The following is a 14,755-nucleotide window of genomic DNA, read 5'->3' as shown; positions in this document are numbered from 1 at the left end:
TCGATTACCGGAAAGTCTCGGACCCTGTGCAACAGGAGGTTGCCCAGGAAGCCCGCCGCCAGGGGCTGATCCCGGTGGTCTGGGTGCAATCGCCTCAGTACCGCTCCATGAGCATCCCGGAGCTGGTCCATGAAGCGCGCCACGGCGATGGAATCCAGGTGGATGACCATTTTTTCGCGAACTACTCCCTGGCTGATTTCTACAGACTTCGCCACCTCTACACCAAACCGATCTTCTGCAGCATTCAGCCGTTCCAGGCTGGCCTGAGGCCACCGAGTGGCTGCAATCAGCTGGATGTGCAGTGCTACACGAATCAGGGGTTCCAGCAGTGCGTCAAACTCGCCGACCGGCTGGGTGCCGTGGTGAGTCTGTCTGAGAAGAACACGCTCAGACACCAGCCGACCCTGGGGAGCCGACGGTTCAACACGTTCCTGTGGCCGGAAATGAATGTTCCCCGCCCGGGACGGCTCAGCCGGGGTGATCAGCCGTGAGGCCGCCTGTGAAGCGGTGTGGCGTCAGACCCCGGGCGTGTTGCCCGATCGCCCCCCCATGGACAGGATGGAAGCACCCCCATCCACGGGGAGCCATGTCCCTCCCCCCCCGGTCTGCCTCCTGGCGAGCCCGGCCATCGGGCCAGGCGAAATCCCCGGCGAGCCCCTACCGACGCGAGGCGCTGGTGGATGCCCTGCTGGATCTGCGGGAACGCCACGTCCTGCTGTGGGATGACCACCGCCGGGCGGGCAACGTGGTCGATGCCAGCCGCACCAGCCAGCTGCTGAGCGCGATCGACCGGCGACTCCAACAGCTCACCGCCCGACCGCGGCGCTCGGCCTGGTGGCCCTGGGTGGCGGCGCTGGGAACGCTGTATCTGGTGCTGCTGCTCCACTGAGGGTCCGGTGGGTCCTGGGCTGGCGGCTTGGCGAGCCCATCCCTAAGGTCTGGCTGACCTGTGGCTGACCTGCTGGTGGGCGCTTCCCTGCCGTTGCGCCTGGGCTGTGAGGCCAGCGGCACCGCCGCCATCGCCTACGCCGCCATCTGCGCTCCGCAACTGGCCAGCGAACCCCTCGGCCAGGCCCTGTTTGTGGGCCTCACCGTGGCGACCTTGATCCACGTCTTCGGCCGGATCAGCGGAGCCCACTTCAATCCAGCCGTGAGCCTGGTGCTGATGCTCCGGCGGGGCGACCGTCGACGGGAGCTGCTCGCCTACTGGCTGGCCCAACTGGCCGGCGCCATGGCCGTCATCCTGGGTCTCGGATCCACCCTGCCTCCGGCGCACACCAGCGCGAGTGCCACTCCGTTCGGCCCCGAACTGGTGTTCACGACGGCCCTGCTGGTGCTGATCGTGAGCTGGGCCCGGGAAGGGAAGCTCTGCCCCTTCTCCCAGCCCCTCAGCGGGATGGTGATCGGGGCCGGCCTCACGGTGTTCGCGGCCCTCGCCGGCCTGCTGGGCAGCGGGGTGCTGAACCCTGCCCTGTCGGTGGCCCTGGCCCTGCGGCAGGGGGCCGGATCCCTGCCGTCGCCGCTCCTGGACCAGCTGCTGGCCCAGGGGCTGGCCGCCGGGCTGGTGCTGGTCGGCCTGGGGAGTCCCGAGCAGGACCGCAGCTTCGCCAGCTGGCTGCGATCCCGACTCTGGTCCTGGCGTTCGGTCGCTTCAGGCGCCAGCCATGGGGGCAGGGGGACTTGAACCCCCACAACGTCGCCGTCTGCGGATTTTAAGTCCGCTGCGTCTACCGATTCCGCCATGCCCCCGGCCCGGGCACTTTAGATTTGCCCCAACCTGCCCCACCATCGCCGTGCCGCTGCCTGGGTTCATGAGCGCGATTTCATCCGATACCCTGCTGGTTCTCGGCCTCTATGGGGTGCTGGCCGGCGCCTACCTGGTGGCGATCCCCCTGGCTCTCTACGCCTGGATGGCGAAGCGCTGGACCGTCATGGGCAAGCTGGAGCGTTTCGGGGTCTACGGCCTGGTGTTCCTGTTCTTCCCAGGTCTGATTCTCTTTGCACCCTTCATCAATCTGCGCATGGCAGGCCAGGGCGCCCGATGACCAAGGGGCAATCCCTGCTGGTCGGGCTGCTGGTCTTCGCGGTGGGCGGTGGAGGCTATGCCCTGTTCCAGGCCAATGGCTTCCAGGGCTTCTCCGCCGGCATCGCCGCCTCCGCCCTCCTGATGGTGCTGGTGGTGGGCTGGACCGCCACCTACCTGCTGCGGGCCATCAGCGGCAACATGACCTACATGCAGCAGCGCCGCACCTACCGCGAGGCCTACGACGCGGCCACCACCGAGGAACTGGAGCGCAAGTTCGCCGCCCTCAGCCCGGAGGAACAGCTGCAGCTGCTGCGGGAGACCGGCCAGCTCGATCCCGAAGCCGATCCCGTGCGGGGCGAGGCATAGGCTCACCTCCAGGACCCGTTGCGCCGCTGTGCTCTCTGCCCCGACCCCGATCCAGCAGCGCTTCAACGATCTCCGCGCCGGGGGCCGCTGTGCCCTGATGCCCTTTCTGATGGCGGGAGATCCCGATCTGGCCACCACCGCGGCCACGCTGCTGGCCCTCCAGGGCGCCGGTGCGGATCTGGTGGAGCTCGGCATCCCCTACAGCGATCCCCTGGCCGATGGCCCTGTGATTCAGGCGGCGGCCGGCCGCGCCCTGGCGGCCGGCACCACGCCTGACCGGGTGCTGGCGATGCTGGCCGGCCTGCAGGGAGAACTCACCATCCCGGTGGTGCTGTTCACCTACAGCAACCCCCTGCTCAACCGGGGCATGGAGGCCTTCTGCCAGGCGGCGGCCCAGGCCGGGGCGGCCGGCCTGGTGGTGCCGGACCTGCCCCTGGAGGAAGCCGAGAAGCTCTCCCCGATCGCCGCGGCGGAAGGCCTGGATCTGGTGCTGCTGGTGGCCCCCACCACCCCGCCCGGGCGGATGGCGCGGATTCACACAGCCAGCCGCGGTTTCACCTATCTGGTGAGCGTCACGGGCGTGACGGGGGTGCGCACCAACCTGGAGGCCCGTGTCGGCTCCCTGGTAAGCCAGCTCAAGACGCAGGGGGAGACCCCGGTGGCGGTGGGGTTCGGCATCTCCGGAGCCCAGCAGGCACGCCAGGTGCGCGACTGGGGCGCCGACGGCGCGATCGTCGGCAGTGCCCTGGTGAAGGCGATGGCGGAAGCCGGCGCCCAACACGCCGATGTGGCCGCCGCCGCCGGGCGGTTCTGCGCCGAACTACGGGCCGGCCTGGACCAGTGAACCTGCGCCGAGCATCCCGGCGGAACTCGGGGTCCCGGCAGAGGCCCCGGCACGCCAGGCCGGTCCGCAGGCCCCCAGGCTGCTGAGCAGGGCCAGGCTCAGCAGCAGCGGTCTCAACAACACCAGGAGCGGATCGCGCGAAACCTGGGTCGGGCCTGCGTTGAAGCGGCGTGGTGGCGTGGCCATCGACCGATCGCAACTGCCCCATGATGGCCCCAGCCCCCAGGCTCCGCCGTTGCTGTTCTCCGCCGCCTGTGAACGCAACCGCGTCCCCCTGCTCGCGGTGCTGCGCCGCTGGCTGCCCCCGGCAGCCCGGGTGCTGGAGGTGGGCTCAGGCAGCGGCCAGCACGCCGTGTTCTTCACCCAGCAGCTGGAGGGCCTTGTCTGGCAGCCGAGCGAGCGGGCCGAGGCCATGGCGCCACTCGCCGAGCGCATCAGCCTGGAGGGCTCCAGCCAGCTCGCTGCAGGGTCCGGGCTCCACCTCCCCCTGGTCCTCGATGTGACCCAACCCCAGGACTGGCCGGTGGGGCCCTACGACGCCGTGTTCAGCGCCAACACCGCCCACATCATGGACACCGGAGCCGTGGCCGCCTTCCTGGCGGGCAGCAGCCGGGTGCTGGGTCCAGGCGGGCTGCTGCTGCTCTATGGCCCCTTCTGCGATGGGGGGGTGCACACGGCGGCCAGCAACGCTGCCTTCGACGCCCATCTGCGCGAGCTCGATCCGGCCATGGGGGTGCGGGATGCGGAGCAGCTGAAGCATCAGGCCGGCAACCTCGGACTGGAGTCGGTGGCGGATGTGGCGATGCCGGCCGAGAACCGGACCCTCATCTGGCGCCGTCGGGCGGGAGCTCCATGAGCGAGGCCAGCGATCTGTTCGGAGCCGTGGCCACCGCCTATGCCCGTCACCGCCTCACCTATCCCGCCCCCTTTTTCGAGGCCTTCACCGCGCGTCTCGGGCACGGGGCCCGGGTGTGGGACTGTGGCTGCGGCAGTGGCCAGGCCGCCCTGGACCTGGCGGAGCGCGGGCTGCAGGTGATCGCCACCGATGCCAGTGCCGCCCAGCTGGCCGCAGGCCGGCCGCACCCCCTGATCGAGTACCGCCTGGCCCCGGCGGAAGCCAGCGGACTGGAGAGCGCCAGTGTGGACGGGGTGCTGGTCGCCGCGGCCGTGCACTGGTTCGACGCGGAGGCCTTCAACGCCGAGGTTCGCCGGGTGGCGCGCCCCGGGGCTCTGCTGGCCTGGATCGGTTACCTGCCGCTCCAGATCCCGGACGCACGCCTGCAGTCGACCCTGGAGCAGTTCCGCACCGTGGTGCTGCGGCCCTGGTGGGCACCGGAATGCGACTGGGTGGAGCAGCGCTACGCCGGTCTTGCCTTCCCCGGCCTCGAGGAACCGTTTCTCCAGGGTCTCTGGATCGAGCGCCACTGGCGGCTCAGCGATCTGCTCGGGCACATCGGCACCTGGTCGGCGCTGCAGCGGAGCCGCCACCAGGGCCTGGAGCTGCTCGAGCCCCTGGAGGCCGCCCTGGGCCGCCAGTGGCCGGGGCAGGGCAGCACGCCCCTGCCGCTGCGCTGGCCGTTCATGGGACGCTGGGGCAGGGTTGATCCGGCTGGCGATGGTGCGGGTGGCCCTGGCCCGATGCGTTGACCCTCCCGTCTCCCTGTGCCCCACCACGCCGACCGACCCACCAAGATCTGCGCCTTCTGTGGGCGCCCCTTTCAGTGGCGGCGCAAGTGGACACGCGTCTGGCAGGAGGTGCGCTACTGCTCCGAGCGCTGCCGCAGGACAGCCCGCAGCCCGTCGAACAGGCGACGGAGCGCCTCGGCGAGCTCCGGCTCCGACAACAGGCCGTAACTCAGCCTCAGGGTGGGTCCGTGCACCTCGGGATCCAGCCCGAAGCTCTCGCCGCTGATGGCGGCGACCCGATGCTCCAGCACGAGCCGTCGCATCAACCCGTCACCGCTGAGGCCAGCAGAGTCCACCGCCAGCAGGGCATAGAACGCCCCCTCCGGTTCGCCGAGCAGCCGCACCGGCAGCCCCCGCCGGCGCTCCTGCTCCACCGCCTCCAGCAGCTGCCGTCGCCGCTGATCCAGGGCGCTGATCCGCGGCGCGCACCAGGCGGGGCCCGCCGCGAGGGCCGCCACGGCGGCCCGCTGGATCAGCCGCGGGGGACAGATCATCACGGTGTCCTGCACCTTGGCCAGGGCACTGGTGAAGGCGCGGGGCGCCGCCATGTAACCGACCCGCCAGCCCGCCATGCCGTAGGCCTTCGAGAGGGTCTGGAGCGTCACGGTGTGGGCGCCGCTGCCGGGCTGGGCCCCCGGGCTCCAGTGGGGCCGCTGGCCATGGGTGAACAGGGCATAGGCCTCATCGCTGATGTGCAGCAGGCCCTGGCGGGCGCAGAGGGTGTTGATGGCGGCCAGGACCTCCGGGGGCATCACCACCCCGCTGGGGTTGTTGGGGGAGACCGTCACGATCGCCCGGGTGCGGGGGGTGATCACGGCCGCCAAGCGGTCCGGATCGGGAACCAGCCCGGCATCCACCGCCACAGGACGCCCCCCGGCCAGCTGGATCGCCATCACATGGTTGAAGTAGTTGGGCAGCGGCAGGAGGACCTCGCCGGGCTCGGCGGCCGGACCGTCACACAGAACCTGGGCGATGGCGTTGAAGGCCATGTTGCTGCCGGCGGTCGCCAGCAGGTTGCTCCCCTCCAGGTCGAGGCCGTGGACCGTGCCGAGGGTCTCCGCCACCGCCGCCAGCAACGCCGGATCGCCGCCGACGCCGCCATAGCGGTCAAGCGACCCGTCGTTCTCGGCCAACGCCTGGTGGATCGCCTCCTGCACCGTGGCGGGCGGCCCCCAGGCGACCATGCCCTGGGCGAGGGACAGGGTGCCCGGGGAGCGGGCGACCAGGGCGGCCAGTTCGGGAATGACCGGGCTGAGCACCCCCGCCAGCCTCGCAGAGGGACCTGGAAGGGAAGGCGCCATGGCGAAGGTTCTGGGGTGGGCGCCGGGGGGGCCGCAGCCGCGCCCGGCAGCCAGGATCATCAGAGGTTGTACTTCTCGGCCGTACGGGCCTTGCAGGTGGCCTTGGCCTGCTCCTGCGACTTGCGGTTCTTCATCTCCTGCACCACACAATCGCAGGTGTAGTCGGCCATCCCGGCGGGGGCCGGTTTGCCGGAAGCCTTGACTTCGTCATTCACCGCAGCGAGGCAGTACTTGCGGATCATGAAATCCATCATGTTGGCCTGGGAAGGCAGGGCTGCTCCGATGGCAAGGACAGCCAGAGCAGCGGAGCGGATCAGCATCGCGGGTGAGAAAGGGGGGATCGGGGGCCCCTTCCTATCACCACCCGGCGGGGCTTGACCAAGGCCCCGCAGACAACGATTCCGCTTTCGAGACGAAGCTCCGCCGGGACGGGGAAAGACCGGCCGATAGGGTCGGGATCTGGAGCGATACAACCATGGCCCGATTCGTCCTCTGGGGCACCTACTGCGACAACGCCCTGGACAAGCGTGCCCCCTACCGTGAAGACCACCTGGCCGGGCTGCAGCGTCAGAAGGATGCCGGCACCCTGATCACCCTGGGGCCCACCGAAGGAAGCACCCATGTGTTCGGCATCTATGAGGCCGAATCGCGGGAACAGGTCGAGGAGTGGGTCAAGAACGACACCTACTGGCGCCACGGCATCTGGACGGCCGTGGAGATTCACCCCTGGATCCAGGCGTTCTGAACGGGCTGATCGCCGTGGCTGTCAGCCCCGGGGCCAACCGGCCTGGGCCTGCTGCCAGACCCAGGCCGCGACGGCACCGACTCCCTCTTCGCCCAGCACGCTTTCATAGCCGCCCATCTGTCCGATGCCAGCGGCGGCAATTGCCGCGATCGCCTGCTCCGAGTTCACACCCTGGCGTTCCAGGGCAGCCAGTTTGAGCGTCTTGCCCCGGCGGATGATGTTGCCACCGTTGAGGTGACAACCGGCGCAGTGATTCTCGAACAGCACGGCTCCCCCTTGATGCTCCGCCAGGGCAAATCCGGGCCGGGCGGGGAGCACCACCAACAGCAGCATGACCAGCAGCATGACCAGGAGCGGCACCACCCTCCTCAGCCAGGACGCACGCGAGCGTCCGGCACTGGGCTCACCCTGGCCCTGAAACAGCATCGGCGCGAGCGCTCCGCAGGGGATCACGGGCAACACAGCCATCGGGCGGAGAGCACAGGGGGCCCACAATTCTGAATGGGCAGCAGGCTGGCCGGCGCCACCAGCCGCACACAACAAAAGGACGGCTGCCGCATGGCGACAGCCGTCCCGAGGGTCTGAGGGCTCAGGGCCGAGCGATCAGTCCTCGTCTTCGTCAGTGGAGCCGGCCGGAATCAGGCGGATCTGCTTACGACCCAGCTTGATTTCGAATTCGTCGCCCGGCTTGAGGTCGAGCAGCGCGGTGTAGGCCTTGCCAATGAGCAGGTTGCCATTGCCCTGAACGGTGGCGACATAGCTGAGCTTGCGCCCACCTTTGCCGACCTTGCCAGAACCACCAAGCTCCACGCCCTTGGCCTCCAGCAGGGCCTCATAGAAGGCGGTGAAGTTGAGGCGCTCGCCACCGTCCTTCTTCGTGGACACGTAGCCGCAGGCACGGACGATCTCCGACTTGCCCACGTCACCAAGCTCTTTGACCTTGGCCAGCAGTTCAGATCCGGTGAGCATCGATCAGAAAGGTAGTAGGGGGAATGTTCCCTCTGTTTACATCCGAAATGTACACCAGCGCATGCTGTTGACAAGCGATCCGCTTACGAGTGGATATCCGCCCGGGATGTTGCCCACTCAGGAGGCCCAACCCCGCCGACCCGCAGGCCAGTGGTAGAACTCGGCCAGAAGCGATGGGGTGGATGATCTCCCTGCGTGTGCTCCAGCCCGACGATCTCGATCAGCTCATCGGCGTCTATCGCGATGCGGTGATCAGCCAGGCCGTTGGCCTCTACACCCCTGCCCAGATTGCGGCCTGGTCACAGCAGGCTGCGCAGAGCAATGTCCTGCGGGACAGCCTTCGGTACGGCCATGGAGTGGCCAGCTGCGCGCTCGACGATCCGACACGAATCGAAGCGTTCGGCATTCTGGATCCCGGCGATCGCCTCGCCCTGCTCTACTGCCGCGGGCAGGCCTGCCGGCAGGGCCGTGCCTCAGCGATTCTGGAGCGGCTCACTGACCACGCCCGGCAGCAGGGGGTGCAGCAATTGCGCACCGAAGCCAGCCAGCTCTCCAGGCCACTCTTGCTGCGAAGGGGCTGGAGCGTGGAAGCGGAGGAAACGGTGCAACTGGGCAACCAAGGGTTCCTGCGCTGGCGGATGATCAGGCCCCTGCACCCACAGCCCATGTCCGCCGGATCCAGCCATGGCTGAAGCCCATCTGCAGCTGTTCCTTGAGAAGGTGCGTCAGCTGAATGCCTTCGTGGCGCTCAGCGAGGCCAACCCCGATCTGCGCAGCGCTCTGCGCGACTGCGACCACCACCATCAGGTGGTCGCCCTGGCCCGACGCCATGGCTTCGAGATCGGGCGACGCTGGGGGGAGCAGGACGTGCCCTCAGCGGCAGGGGGCGAGCATCTTCTGGCCGGCCCCTGTCCACCGGCAGGCCAGGAGTTCACCCGGGTGCTCGAGCGTGGCGACAGCTGGCGGCTCGAGCTGATCCACTCCTGCGCGGCGTCGAGTCCTCCGGACTTCTGGTATGACCAGAGCGAGCACGAGTGGGTGACCCTGTTGCAGGGCAGCGCTCGGATTCAGTTCGCCGACGAACCGACGGTGAGGGAACTCTGTCGCGGTGACAGTGTGCAGATTCCGGCCCATCGCCGCCATCGCGTCGTGGCTACCGACGCGGCTCCCGGATCCGTATGGCTGGCCCTGTTCTGGCAGGGGGCTTGCGCAGGGTGAGGGAACGCACCAACCAGTAAGCCGCCGCCAGGGCCAGCACGGCGACCCCGAGGCCGGCCAGGAGCTGGGGCTTGCTCTCCGCCCCGGCGGGCAGCACGATCACCTTCCGTGCCACGGCGGTCATGGCCGTGAGCAGCACCAGCTCGATCTGCACCACATGGCGGCGCAGGTAGGAGGTGATGTTCTGCAGCACCTCCAGGGCGATCAGCAGGTTGAGCAGGTCCCCGAGCACCCGGTTGAGCTTCTCACCGAGCCAGGGGGTGCTCGGGACCGTCAGGGCCCAGCCCACCTGCCAGACCAGCTGGGCTGTGGCGGCCAGCATGACCACCATGAGGATGAGCCCGAGCAGCTTGGCGAGCTGCTGCTCGGCACGGTCGATCACGTGGAGGTAATTCACGTCGTCGAGGAGCCGGTGCAGGCGGCCACGGCTCAACCGTCGAGAGGGCATGGGAGAAGGTTCTGGACGCTCAATTGTTGAACATCTCGTACTGGGGCCTGGCCTTGGTGTCGCTGGGTGAGTTCTCCAGCTCGGTGTCGCAGGTGATCGTCCCATCCGGGGACGTGACGCAGTTCTTCGGCTTGACCTTGGTGGCGGGTCCGACCGTACTGCCCGGGCCGAGCAGATAACTCTCCCTCTGGGCCAGGGTGGGTTGGGCGAGGGCGACCAGGCCGGCGGTGATGCCGAGGGCCAGGCGCGCACCTCGGGAGGCCATGGCGCCGAGCAGGGGGATCAGGGGTCGCAGCGGCCGGGGCGATTCGGGCATGGCTTCTGCTGGGGCTGTGTCACCCCACTCTGCCTTCAGCGCCCCAGCCCTGCAGCTCTTCAGCCCTTCAGATCCTCACTGAGGATCTCCTGGAGCAGCAGGTCGAGCTGGCCGAGTGAGGACTCCCCTGCATCGCGGTCGCCATCCGCCCCGGAGGGGGGGGCACTGTCCTCCCGCTGCCAGCGGTCCTCGATGCCACAGAGCTGGTGGGCCAGGCCGGTGAGGCCCTCACCGGCATAGGTGCGCTGCAGGGACTCCAGCAGCACCGGCATCCGGATCGAACTGGCCTGAAGGGCCCGGCGCAGGTCGGCCTGGGTGCGGCCGGTGTGGCGCAGCCAGTCCTTCACAAACGCCTGGAGATCGTCCAGCTGCTCTGCGGTGAGGGAATCCATCGCGATCAGCGACCGAGGGGGAACCAGCGATCCAGTCTGCGCTGGGCCCGCAAGCGGATGGCCTCGGTGCGGTGCCGACCACAGATGCCCAGCAGGGCCGTGACCGCCACCAGATCGTCACTGAATCCGGCCACCGGAATGAAATCCGGAATCAGATCCAGGGGCACCAGGAGGTAGGTGAGGGCGGCCAGCACGGTGAGCTTGGCTGGCGCCGGGGTTTCCGAGTCCAGGAGCAACTCGAGGCATTCGAGGGCCGGTCGCGCCAGGCCCCGCCCGGCACGACGCAGCAACTTCAGCAACAGGGCCTCGTCCACCACCGTGCTTTCCAGCACCTCGGCATCGACGGGTTGGGTCACGGTCAGCTCAGCGGCCTACTTCGCCATTGTTGGGCGTTTCAGGCCTCGACCAGACCGCTCTCGATGCCGGTTTTCCGCAATTTGCGCAGGGCTCGCTGCACCACCTGCCGGCAATATTCCCGGCTGCACTCCAGTTGGCGCGCCACTTCGGCGAGGGTGCGCCACTCGTGGCTCCCATCCAGCCCGAAGCGCAACATCAACACCGTGCGCTCCTTGGGGGTGAGGTTGGAACGGTCCAGCAGGGTCCAGACCGAGGCGCTGCGCTCGGCCAGCTCAGCCCGCTCCATTGGCGCCAGATCCGGGCTGGGGAGCACATCCACGAGCTCGGAGGGATCGGACTTCGACTTCACCACACCCTGGAGGCTCACGGTGACACTGCGGAGCTCACAGCCGAGCAGTTCCTCCACTTCGCCGACCGAGAGCTCGAGCATGCGGGCCAACGCCGCTGGCGAGGGGGCAACGCCATGGGACTGGAGGTAGCGGGCCTTGGCGGCGCGCAAGCGGGTGAGCTTCTCGTTCACGTTGACGGGAATCCGGATCGTGCGGCTCTGGGTGGAGAGCGCCCGGTTGAGCCCCTGGCGGATCCACCAGTAGGCATAGGTGCTGAAACGGTGACCACGGGTGGGGTCGTACTTCTCGACCGCCCGGGTCAGGCCGAGGGTGCCCTCCTGGATCAGATCGAGCAGGTCCAGCCCCTTGTTCTGGTAACGCTTGGCCAGGTTGACCACCAGCCGCAGGTTCGCGGTGATCATCTGGTTCTTGGCCCGCTCACCCACCCGCAGGGTGCGCTTCTCCACATCGTTGTACTCACAGGCCGGCCCCTGGCCACCGGCTTCGCGGCAACGCTCCTGCAGAACGGCCATCGCCTGCACCTTCCGGCCGAGGGTCAGCTCCTGCTCGGGCGTGAGCAGCTGGTGACGGCCGATTTCGCCGAGATAGGCGCTCAAGGAGCTCGCCATGGTTCGCCTGTGCACTGAATTGAACCTACGGAGTTTTCGAGCGGAACAAAGAACCAGCGGAAAAGCTTCCAACTTTCCAACTTCCTTTCCAATCTCAGAAACACTTCAGATTCGTTCTTCCGCAAACATTTCACATTTCCCCCCTGCCCCCCGCTACCGTGCGCCCTCCCATTGTCCCCGCTGCATGGCGCTGCTGGCTGCACTCCCTGCCGACGTCCTGCCGCGCGCCGGCGTGGCCTACGTGCACTACCTCAGCTTCATGGTCTGTTTCGGGGCCCTGGTCCTGGAGCGGCGGCTGATCGCCCCCAACCCCAGCCGTCAGGACGCCACCCTGATGGTGATCACCGACATCGTGTACGGCCTGGCAGCCCTGGCCCTGCTCGGCAGCGGCATCCTGCGGGTGCTCCACTTCGGCCAGGGCAGCAGCTTCTACACCGAGAACCCCCTGTTCTGGTGGAAGGTGGGTCTCTACCTCTCCGTAGGCGCCCTTTCCCTCTACCCCACCGTCACCTACATCCTCTGGGCGATCCCGCTGCGGAAAGGCGAACTTCCCCAGGTGAGCGAAGCCCTGGCCAGCCGTCTCGCCTGGATCCTGAACATCGAACTGGTGGGCTTCGCCCTGATCCCCCTGCTCGCCACCCTGATGGCCCGGGGCGTGGGCCTGCCCTCCTCGCCACTGGTCTGAGCCGGGGGGCCGTGAAGCGGATCGATCGGCGGTGCGGCGGCCGGCCCCGCCACCAGCTCTCCCCTGCCCCGAGGCTGCTGCTTCTGCTATCGGCCCTGCTGCTCCAGCTGCCGATCCAGCCACCAGCCCCCGTTCAGTCCAGCCCGCTCCCGGATCCCTGCCCCCCTGAGCAGGCGGCCCATCCCCTCCCGCCCCCCCTGCCTGAGGGGACCTCCCCTGCCCCGGGCTCGCCTGCCGGCACGGGGACAGCGCCGGACAGCTACCGGCACAGGCTCCGGTCCACCCCCCACGGCTGGGCGAGGCGGGACCACTGGTGCGTGTGGGTGGAACCCGGCAGCAGCGAAGGCCCCGCAGCCCGCTGGGACCGGCGCTGGAGCGATGCCGTCCAGGCCGCCCTGGCCGAGTGGTCAGGCCTGCTGCCCCTCACCCAGGTGGACGAACCAGAGCGGGCCCAGGTGCGGGTGCTGCGGCGACGCCCCCCCCTGCGCGGCGGCCGCGCCAGCCATGGCAGGGCGGAGCTGGCGCTGCGGCAGGTGCAGCGAGGCGGGCTGTGGAGGCTGGAACCCCTGGTGGTCGTCCACGTCAGCCCTGATCAGCGGCAGGAGGCCACCCAGGCGACCGCTCTGCACGAGCTGGGGCACGCCTTCGGCCTCTGGGGGCACAGCGACGATCCTGGGGATGCGATGGCCGGCGTGCCCGGCCCCGTGCCGGTGCTGCGACTCAGCGAACGGGACCGGACCACCCTGCGCTGGCTGCAGCGGCAGCCGGAGCTCAGCCCAGAGCACCCGCCCGACGGGGAGACACCACAAGGGCTGTCAGGAACGCCAGCAGTTGAAGGATCACCACACAGGGACCCGACGGCAGATTGAGCAAGCCGGAGAAGAGCAGCCCGAGCACGCCGCAGCTGGCTCCCAGCAGGCAGGCCAGCAGCATGTAGAGCGTGAAGTTGGGGCTGAGCAGCCGGGAGGAGCAGGCAGGGATGACCAGAAACGCGCTGATCAGCAGCACCCCCACCGCCTTGATCGACAGGGCCACGACCACCGCCAGCACCACCACGAACAGCAACCGCTGCCAGCCCACCGCGACCCCCTGGGCCGTGGCCAGGGCGGGGTCGAGGGTCAGGAGGATCTGGCTGCGACGGGTCAGAACGAGGTAGGTGGCGACGACCACCAGCAGCAGCCCGATCAGGGCGAGATCGCCCCAGCCCACCGCCAGGATGTCGCCGAAGAGCAACTGCTCGATGCTGCTGCGCTGGCCCGGCACCAGGCTCAGCACCACCACGGCGATGGCCAGAGCCGAGGAATAGATGATGTTGAGCAGGGCATCGGAGGGCAGCCGGCTTCGCTCGACCAGCTGTCCCACCACCAGGGCGAACAGCACCGCGAAGGGGATCAGCACGATCGTGGGATTGAGCCCCAGCAGCAGCCCCAGGCTGATGCCCAGCAGGGCGGAGTGCCCCAGCGCGTCACTGAAGAAGGAGAGCTGGCGCAGCACGGCAAAACTGCCGAGCAGGCCGCCCAGGGCCCCGCTGAGCAGCCCCGCGAGCAGGGCCCGCTGCATGAAGGGCAAGGTCAGCAGCTCGGCCAGGCCGGGGGGGGTCATGCCCGGGGCAGGGGCGAAACCGGTGGCGTCGGCGCAGGAGCCAGGGAGGGCTCCGGGGCATGGTGGTGGTGGTAGGGCACGTAGCCCGGTCCGTAGAGGGCCTCGAGCTGGCCAGGGCTCAGGGCATGGTCCGGCGCACCGGAACAGCGCAGGCTGCGGTTGAGGCAGAGCACCCGATCACAGGTGCGGCGCACCATGGCGAGATCGTGGGAGACCTGCAGCACGGTCCACCCCTCACTGCGCCGCAGATCGAAGAGCAGGTTGTGAAACTGCTCGGTGGCCTGGGGATCGAGGCCGGCCTGGGCCTCGTCGAGCACCAGCAGCCGGCGCGGCCGCACGACGCAGAAGGCCAGCAGGACCCGCTTCCACTGGCCGGTGGAGAGCTCGCTGATCAGGCGGTCGGCCAGATCGCTGCAGCCGACCTTGGCCAGGGCCTGCTGCACGGCAGCCGATCGGCCCCTCCTGCGGGCCCAGGGAAACTGAAGGCCGGAGGGATCCCAGCCCAGGGCCACGAACTCGCGGACGCTCAGGGGAAAGCGGCCGCGGATCGCCACCTGCTGGGGGAGGTAGGCCAGCTGGGCCCGCACGGCGGCAGGCAAACGACCGGCCTGGGTGAGCGGGGCGCCCAGCACCCGCACCTCGCCAGCGTCCCGGGGCAGCACCCCGAGCAGGGCCTGGACCAGGGTGCTCTTGCCGGCGCCATTGGGGCCCACCAGGGCCGTGTCGGACTCCGCGGGCAGGTCAAAGCTGACGTTCTCAACGGCGGCAGGGGCCCGTCCGGGTCGGGCTCCAGGACCATCGCGGCGGACGGTCAGGCCGCTGACTTCGAGAACCGTTTCCAT

General features: G+C 69.0%; 24 protein-coding genes, 1 tRNA gene and 2 pseudogenes. 14 read left to right on the top strand and 13 right to left on the bottom strand.

Annotation, left to right across the window (positions count from 1 at the left end; all coding sequences use genetic code 11):
• The 3 genes and pseudogenes from ACLNEE_RS05325 to ACLNEE_RS05315 form a co-directional block, all read left to right on the top strand.
• Nucleotides 1-491, top strand: a pseudogene (locus ACLNEE_RS05325) (hypothetical protein); the annotation flags it as partial.
• Between the two features lie 95 nt (nucleotides 492-586).
• Complete coding sequence (locus tag ACLNEE_RS05320; RefSeq protein WP_411422805.1) at nucleotides 587-889, top strand: hypothetical protein; 303 nt, start codon at nucleotides 587-589, stop codon at nucleotides 887-889.
• A 60-nt stretch (nucleotides 890-949) separates the two neighbouring features.
• The gene (locus ACLNEE_RS05315) at nucleotides 950-1,684 is read left to right on the top strand and encodes an aquaporin (protein WP_411422806.1); all 735 of its coding nucleotides are present in this window, start codon (nucleotides 950-952) and stop codon (nucleotides 1,682-1,684) included.
• Here ACLNEE_RS05315 and ACLNEE_RS05310 read toward each other — a convergent pair.
• Nucleotides 1,666-1,749, bottom strand: a tRNA-Leu gene (locus ACLNEE_RS05310). The genes ACLNEE_RS05315 and ACLNEE_RS05310 overlap by 19 nt on opposite strands.
• Before the next feature lie 62 nt (nucleotides 1,750-1,811).
• Here ACLNEE_RS05310 and ACLNEE_RS05305 point away from each other — a divergent pair.
• The 3 genes from ACLNEE_RS05305 to trpA are packed head-to-tail and all read left to right on the top strand — an operon-like array spanning nucleotide 1,812 to nucleotide 3,236.
• On the top strand, nucleotides 1,812-2,045 hold the full coding sequence (locus ACLNEE_RS05305) for an NAD(P)H-quinone oxidoreductase subunit L (RefSeq protein ID WP_411422807.1): 234 nt from the start codon (nucleotides 1,812-1,814) through the stop codon (nucleotides 2,043-2,045).
• A complete protein-coding gene (locus ACLNEE_RS05300) occupies nucleotides 2,042-2,392 on the top strand; it encodes a DUF3007 family protein (RefSeq protein WP_411422808.1) in 351 nt (116 codons plus the stop codon). Before ACLNEE_RS05305 ends, ACLNEE_RS05300 begins: the two co-directional genes overlap by 4 nt.
• Nucleotides 2,393-2,420: 28 nt before the next feature.
• Nucleotides 2,421-3,236: a tryptophan synthase subunit alpha gene (trpA, locus tag ACLNEE_RS05295; protein WP_412006864.1), complete on the top strand. Its 816-nt coding sequence runs from the start codon at nucleotides 2,421-2,423 to the stop codon at nucleotides 3,234-3,236.
• Here the strand turns inward: trpA and ACLNEE_RS05290 are convergent.
• On the bottom strand, nucleotides 3,213-3,422 hold the full coding sequence (locus tag ACLNEE_RS05290; RefSeq protein WP_412006863.1) for a hypothetical protein: 210 nt from the start codon (nucleotides 3,420-3,422) through the stop codon (nucleotides 3,213-3,215). The genes trpA and ACLNEE_RS05290 overlap by 24 nt on opposite strands.
• A 49-nt stretch (nucleotides 3,423-3,471) precedes the next feature.
• On the opposite strand from ACLNEE_RS05290, the gene ACLNEE_RS05285 reads away from it, so the two are divergent.
• The 3 genes from ACLNEE_RS05285 to ACLNEE_RS05275 are packed head-to-tail and all read left to right on the top strand — an operon-like array spanning nucleotide 3,472 to nucleotide 5,090.
• A complete protein-coding gene (locus ACLNEE_RS05285; RefSeq protein ID WP_412006862.1) occupies nucleotides 3,472-4,092 on the top strand; it encodes a DUF938 domain-containing protein in 621 nt (206 codons plus the stop codon).
• Nucleotides 4,089-4,883 (top strand): class I SAM-dependent methyltransferase, encoded by a 795-nt coding sequence (locus ACLNEE_RS05280; RefSeq protein ID WP_411422810.1) that lies wholly within the window; start codon nucleotides 4,089-4,091, stop codon nucleotides 4,881-4,883. The genes ACLNEE_RS05285 and ACLNEE_RS05280 overlap by 4 nt, the downstream gene beginning before the upstream one ends.
• 15 nt (nucleotides 4,884-4,898) lie before the next feature.
• A complete protein-coding gene (locus ACLNEE_RS05275) occupies nucleotides 4,899-5,090 on the top strand; it encodes a DUF2256 domain-containing protein (RefSeq protein WP_411422811.1) in 192 nt (63 codons plus the stop codon).
• Here ACLNEE_RS05275 and ACLNEE_RS05270 read toward each other — a convergent pair.
• Nucleotides 5,054-6,106: pseudogene (locus ACLNEE_RS05270) on the bottom strand (aminotransferase class I/II-fold pyridoxal phosphate-dependent enzyme); the annotation flags it as partial. The gene ACLNEE_RS05275 and the pseudogene ACLNEE_RS05270 overlap by 37 nt on opposite strands.
• 176 nt (nucleotides 6,107-6,282) lie before the next feature.
• Nucleotides 6,283-6,543: a hypothetical protein gene (locus ACLNEE_RS05265; RefSeq protein WP_411422812.1), complete on the bottom strand. Its 261-nt coding sequence runs from the start codon at nucleotides 6,541-6,543 to the stop codon at nucleotides 6,283-6,285.
• A 155-nt stretch (nucleotides 6,544-6,698) separates the two neighbouring features.
• Between ACLNEE_RS05265 and ACLNEE_RS05260 the strand changes: the two genes are divergently transcribed.
• Nucleotides 6,699-6,968, top strand: coding sequence for a YciI family protein (locus tag ACLNEE_RS05260; RefSeq protein ID WP_411422813.1), 270 nt, complete (start codon nucleotides 6,699-6,701; stop codon nucleotides 6,966-6,968).
• A 21-nt stretch (nucleotides 6,969-6,989) separates the two neighbouring features.
• On the opposite strand, the gene ACLNEE_RS05255 is transcribed toward ACLNEE_RS05260, so the two are convergent.
• Both ACLNEE_RS05255 and ACLNEE_RS05250 read right to left on the bottom strand, forming a co-directional pair.
• Nucleotides 6,990-7,436: a c-type cytochrome gene (locus ACLNEE_RS05255; RefSeq protein WP_411422814.1), complete on the bottom strand. Its 447-nt coding sequence runs from the start codon at nucleotides 7,434-7,436 to the stop codon at nucleotides 6,990-6,992.
• A 135-nt stretch (nucleotides 7,437-7,571) separates the two neighbouring features.
• On the bottom strand, nucleotides 7,572-7,937 hold the full coding sequence (locus tag ACLNEE_RS05250) for an AbrB family transcriptional regulator (RefSeq protein WP_411422815.1): 366 nt from the start codon (nucleotides 7,935-7,937) through the stop codon (nucleotides 7,572-7,574).
• Nucleotides 7,938-8,119: 182 nt separating this feature from the next.
• Here ACLNEE_RS05250 and ACLNEE_RS05245 point away from each other — a divergent pair, with 182 nt between their 5' ends.
• Together ACLNEE_RS05245 and ACLNEE_RS05240 are read left to right on the top strand one after the other, a co-directional pair.
• A complete protein-coding gene (locus ACLNEE_RS05245) occupies nucleotides 8,120-8,629 on the top strand; it encodes a GNAT family protein (RefSeq protein ID WP_411422816.1) in 510 nt (169 codons plus the stop codon).
• Entirely contained in the window at nucleotides 8,622-9,155 is a 534-nt protein-coding gene (locus ACLNEE_RS05240; protein WP_411422817.1) for a Nif11 domain/cupin domain-containing protein, read from the top strand. The genes ACLNEE_RS05245 and ACLNEE_RS05240 overlap by 8 nt, the downstream gene beginning before the upstream one ends.
• On the opposite strand, the gene ACLNEE_RS05235 is transcribed toward ACLNEE_RS05240, so the two are convergent.
• Genes ACLNEE_RS05235 through ACLNEE_RS05215 form a run of 5 tightly spaced genes read right to left on the bottom strand, consistent with a single transcriptional unit; the run spans nucleotide 9,091 to nucleotide 11,626 of the window.
• The gene (locus ACLNEE_RS05235; protein WP_411422818.1) at nucleotides 9,091-9,603 is read right to left on the bottom strand and encodes a phosphate-starvation-inducible PsiE family protein; all 513 of its coding nucleotides are present in this window, start codon (nucleotides 9,601-9,603) and stop codon (nucleotides 9,091-9,093) included. The genes ACLNEE_RS05240 and ACLNEE_RS05235 overlap by 65 nt on opposite strands.
• A gap of 19 nt (nucleotides 9,604-9,622) precedes the next feature.
• A complete protein-coding gene (locus tag ACLNEE_RS05230) occupies nucleotides 9,623-9,919 on the bottom strand; it encodes a hypothetical protein (RefSeq protein ID WP_411422819.1) in 297 nt (98 codons plus the stop codon).
• Between the two features lie 59 nt (nucleotides 9,920-9,978).
• Nucleotides 9,979-10,311, bottom strand: coding sequence for a hypothetical protein (locus ACLNEE_RS05225; protein ID WP_411422820.1), 333 nt, complete (start codon nucleotides 10,309-10,311; stop codon nucleotides 9,979-9,981).
• Nucleotides 10,312-10,316: 5 nt separating this feature from the next.
• Nucleotides 10,317-10,667: a YkvA family protein gene (locus tag ACLNEE_RS05220; protein WP_411422821.1), complete on the bottom strand. Its 351-nt coding sequence runs from the start codon at nucleotides 10,665-10,667 to the stop codon at nucleotides 10,317-10,319.
• A gap of 38 nt (nucleotides 10,668-10,705) precedes the next feature.
• Nucleotides 10,706-11,626, bottom strand: coding sequence for a sigma-70 family RNA polymerase sigma factor (locus ACLNEE_RS05215; RefSeq protein ID WP_411422822.1), 921 nt, complete (start codon nucleotides 11,624-11,626; stop codon nucleotides 10,706-10,708).
• A gap of 184 nt (nucleotides 11,627-11,810) precedes the next feature.
• Between ACLNEE_RS05215 and ACLNEE_RS05210 the strand changes: the two genes are divergently transcribed.
• Both ACLNEE_RS05210 and ACLNEE_RS05205 read left to right on the top strand, forming a co-directional pair.
• Nucleotides 11,811-12,311, top strand: coding sequence for a DUF2214 family protein (locus ACLNEE_RS05210; protein WP_411422823.1), 501 nt, complete (start codon nucleotides 11,811-11,813; stop codon nucleotides 12,309-12,311).
• Nucleotides 12,312-12,322: 11 nt separating this feature from the next.
• Nucleotides 12,323-13,180 carry a hypothetical protein gene (locus tag ACLNEE_RS05205; RefSeq protein ID WP_411422824.1) on the top strand — a complete coding sequence of 286 codons (858 nt, stop codon included), beginning with the start codon at nucleotides 12,323-12,325 and terminating at the stop codon, nucleotides 13,178-13,180.
• Here the strand turns inward: ACLNEE_RS05205 and ACLNEE_RS05200 are convergent.
• Together ACLNEE_RS05200 and ACLNEE_RS05195 are read right to left on the bottom strand one after the other, a co-directional pair.
• On the bottom strand, nucleotides 13,083-13,913 hold the full coding sequence (locus tag ACLNEE_RS05200) for a metal ABC transporter permease (protein WP_411422825.1): 831 nt from the start codon (nucleotides 13,911-13,913) through the stop codon (nucleotides 13,083-13,085). The genes ACLNEE_RS05205 and ACLNEE_RS05200 overlap by 98 nt on opposite strands.
• Nucleotides 13,910-14,755, bottom strand: a complete 846-nt coding sequence (locus ACLNEE_RS05195; RefSeq protein WP_412006861.1) for a metal ABC transporter ATP-binding protein — start codon at nucleotides 14,753-14,755, stop codon at nucleotides 13,910-13,912. The genes ACLNEE_RS05200 and ACLNEE_RS05195 overlap by 4 nt, the downstream gene beginning before the upstream one ends.

Source organism: Aphanothece stagnina RSMan2012, assembly GCF_046764815.1.
In the GTDB taxonomy this organism is placed as follows: Bacteria; Cyanobacteriota; Cyanobacteriia; order PCC-6307; family Cyanobiaceae; genus NIES-981.
This window is presented reverse-complemented; position numbering and strand designations above follow the sequence as displayed.

Bases quoted from the DNA above. Each gene is read 5' to 3' on its own strand.
- ACLNEE_RS05320 (WP_411422805.1), top strand. From the start codon at position 587: ATGTCCCTCCCCCCCCGGTCTGCCTCCTGGCGAGCCCGGCCATCGGGC.
- ACLNEE_RS05265 (WP_411422812.1), bottom strand. From the start codon at position 6,543: ATGCTGATCCGCTCCGCTGCTCTGGCTGTCCTTGCCATCGGAGCAGCC.
- ACLNEE_RS05305 (WP_411422807.1), top strand. From the start codon at position 1,812: ATGAGCGCGATTTCATCCGATACCCTGCTGGTTCTCGGCCTCTATGGG.
- ACLNEE_RS05240 (WP_411422817.1), top strand. From the start codon at position 8,622: ATGGCTGAAGCCCATCTGCAGCTGTTCCTTGAGAAGGTGCGTCAGCTG.
- ACLNEE_RS05290 (WP_412006863.1), bottom strand. From the start codon at position 3,422: ATGGCCACGCCACCACGCCGCTTCAACGCAGGCCCGACCCAGGTTTCG.
- ACLNEE_RS05250 (WP_411422815.1), bottom strand. From the start codon at position 7,937: ATGCTCACCGGATCTGAACTGCTGGCCAAGGTCAAAGAGCTTGGTGAC.
- ACLNEE_RS05300 (WP_411422808.1), top strand. From the start codon at position 2,042: ATGACCAAGGGGCAATCCCTGCTGGTCGGGCTGCTGGTCTTCGCGGTG.
- ACLNEE_RS05260 (WP_411422813.1), top strand. From the start codon at position 6,699: ATGGCCCGATTCGTCCTCTGGGGCACCTACTGCGACAACGCCCTGGAC.
- ACLNEE_RS05225 (WP_411422820.1), bottom strand. From the start codon at position 10,311: ATGGATTCCCTCACCGCAGAGCAGCTGGACGATCTCCAGGCGTTTGTG.
- ACLNEE_RS05210 (WP_411422823.1), top strand. From the start codon at position 11,811: ATGGCGCTGCTGGCTGCACTCCCTGCCGACGTCCTGCCGCGCGCCGGC.
- ACLNEE_RS05255 (WP_411422814.1), bottom strand. From the start codon at position 7,436: ATGGCTGTGTTGCCCGTGATCCCCTGCGGAGCGCTCGCGCCGATGCTG.
- ACLNEE_RS05235 (WP_411422818.1), bottom strand. From the start codon at position 9,603: ATGCCCTCTCGACGGTTGAGCCGTGGCCGCCTGCACCGGCTCCTCGAC.
- ACLNEE_RS05200 (WP_411422825.1), bottom strand. From the start codon at position 13,913: ATGACCCCCCCCGGCCTGGCCGAGCTGCTGACCTTGCCCTTCATGCAG.
- ACLNEE_RS05230 (WP_411422819.1), bottom strand. From the start codon at position 9,919: ATGCCCGAATCGCCCCGGCCGCTGCGACCCCTGATCCCCCTGCTCGGC.
- ACLNEE_RS05245 (WP_411422816.1), top strand. From the start codon at position 8,120: ATGATCTCCCTGCGTGTGCTCCAGCCCGACGATCTCGATCAGCTCATC.
- ACLNEE_RS05280 (WP_411422810.1), top strand. From the start codon at position 4,089: ATGAGCGAGGCCAGCGATCTGTTCGGAGCCGTGGCCACCGCCTATGCC.
- ACLNEE_RS05215 (WP_411422822.1), bottom strand. From the start codon at position 11,626: ATGGCGAGCTCCTTGAGCGCCTATCTCGGCGAAATCGGCCGTCACCAG.
- ACLNEE_RS05195 (WP_412006861.1), bottom strand. From the start codon at position 14,755: ATGGAAACGGTTCTCGAAGTCAGCGGCCTGACCGTCCGCCGCGATGGT.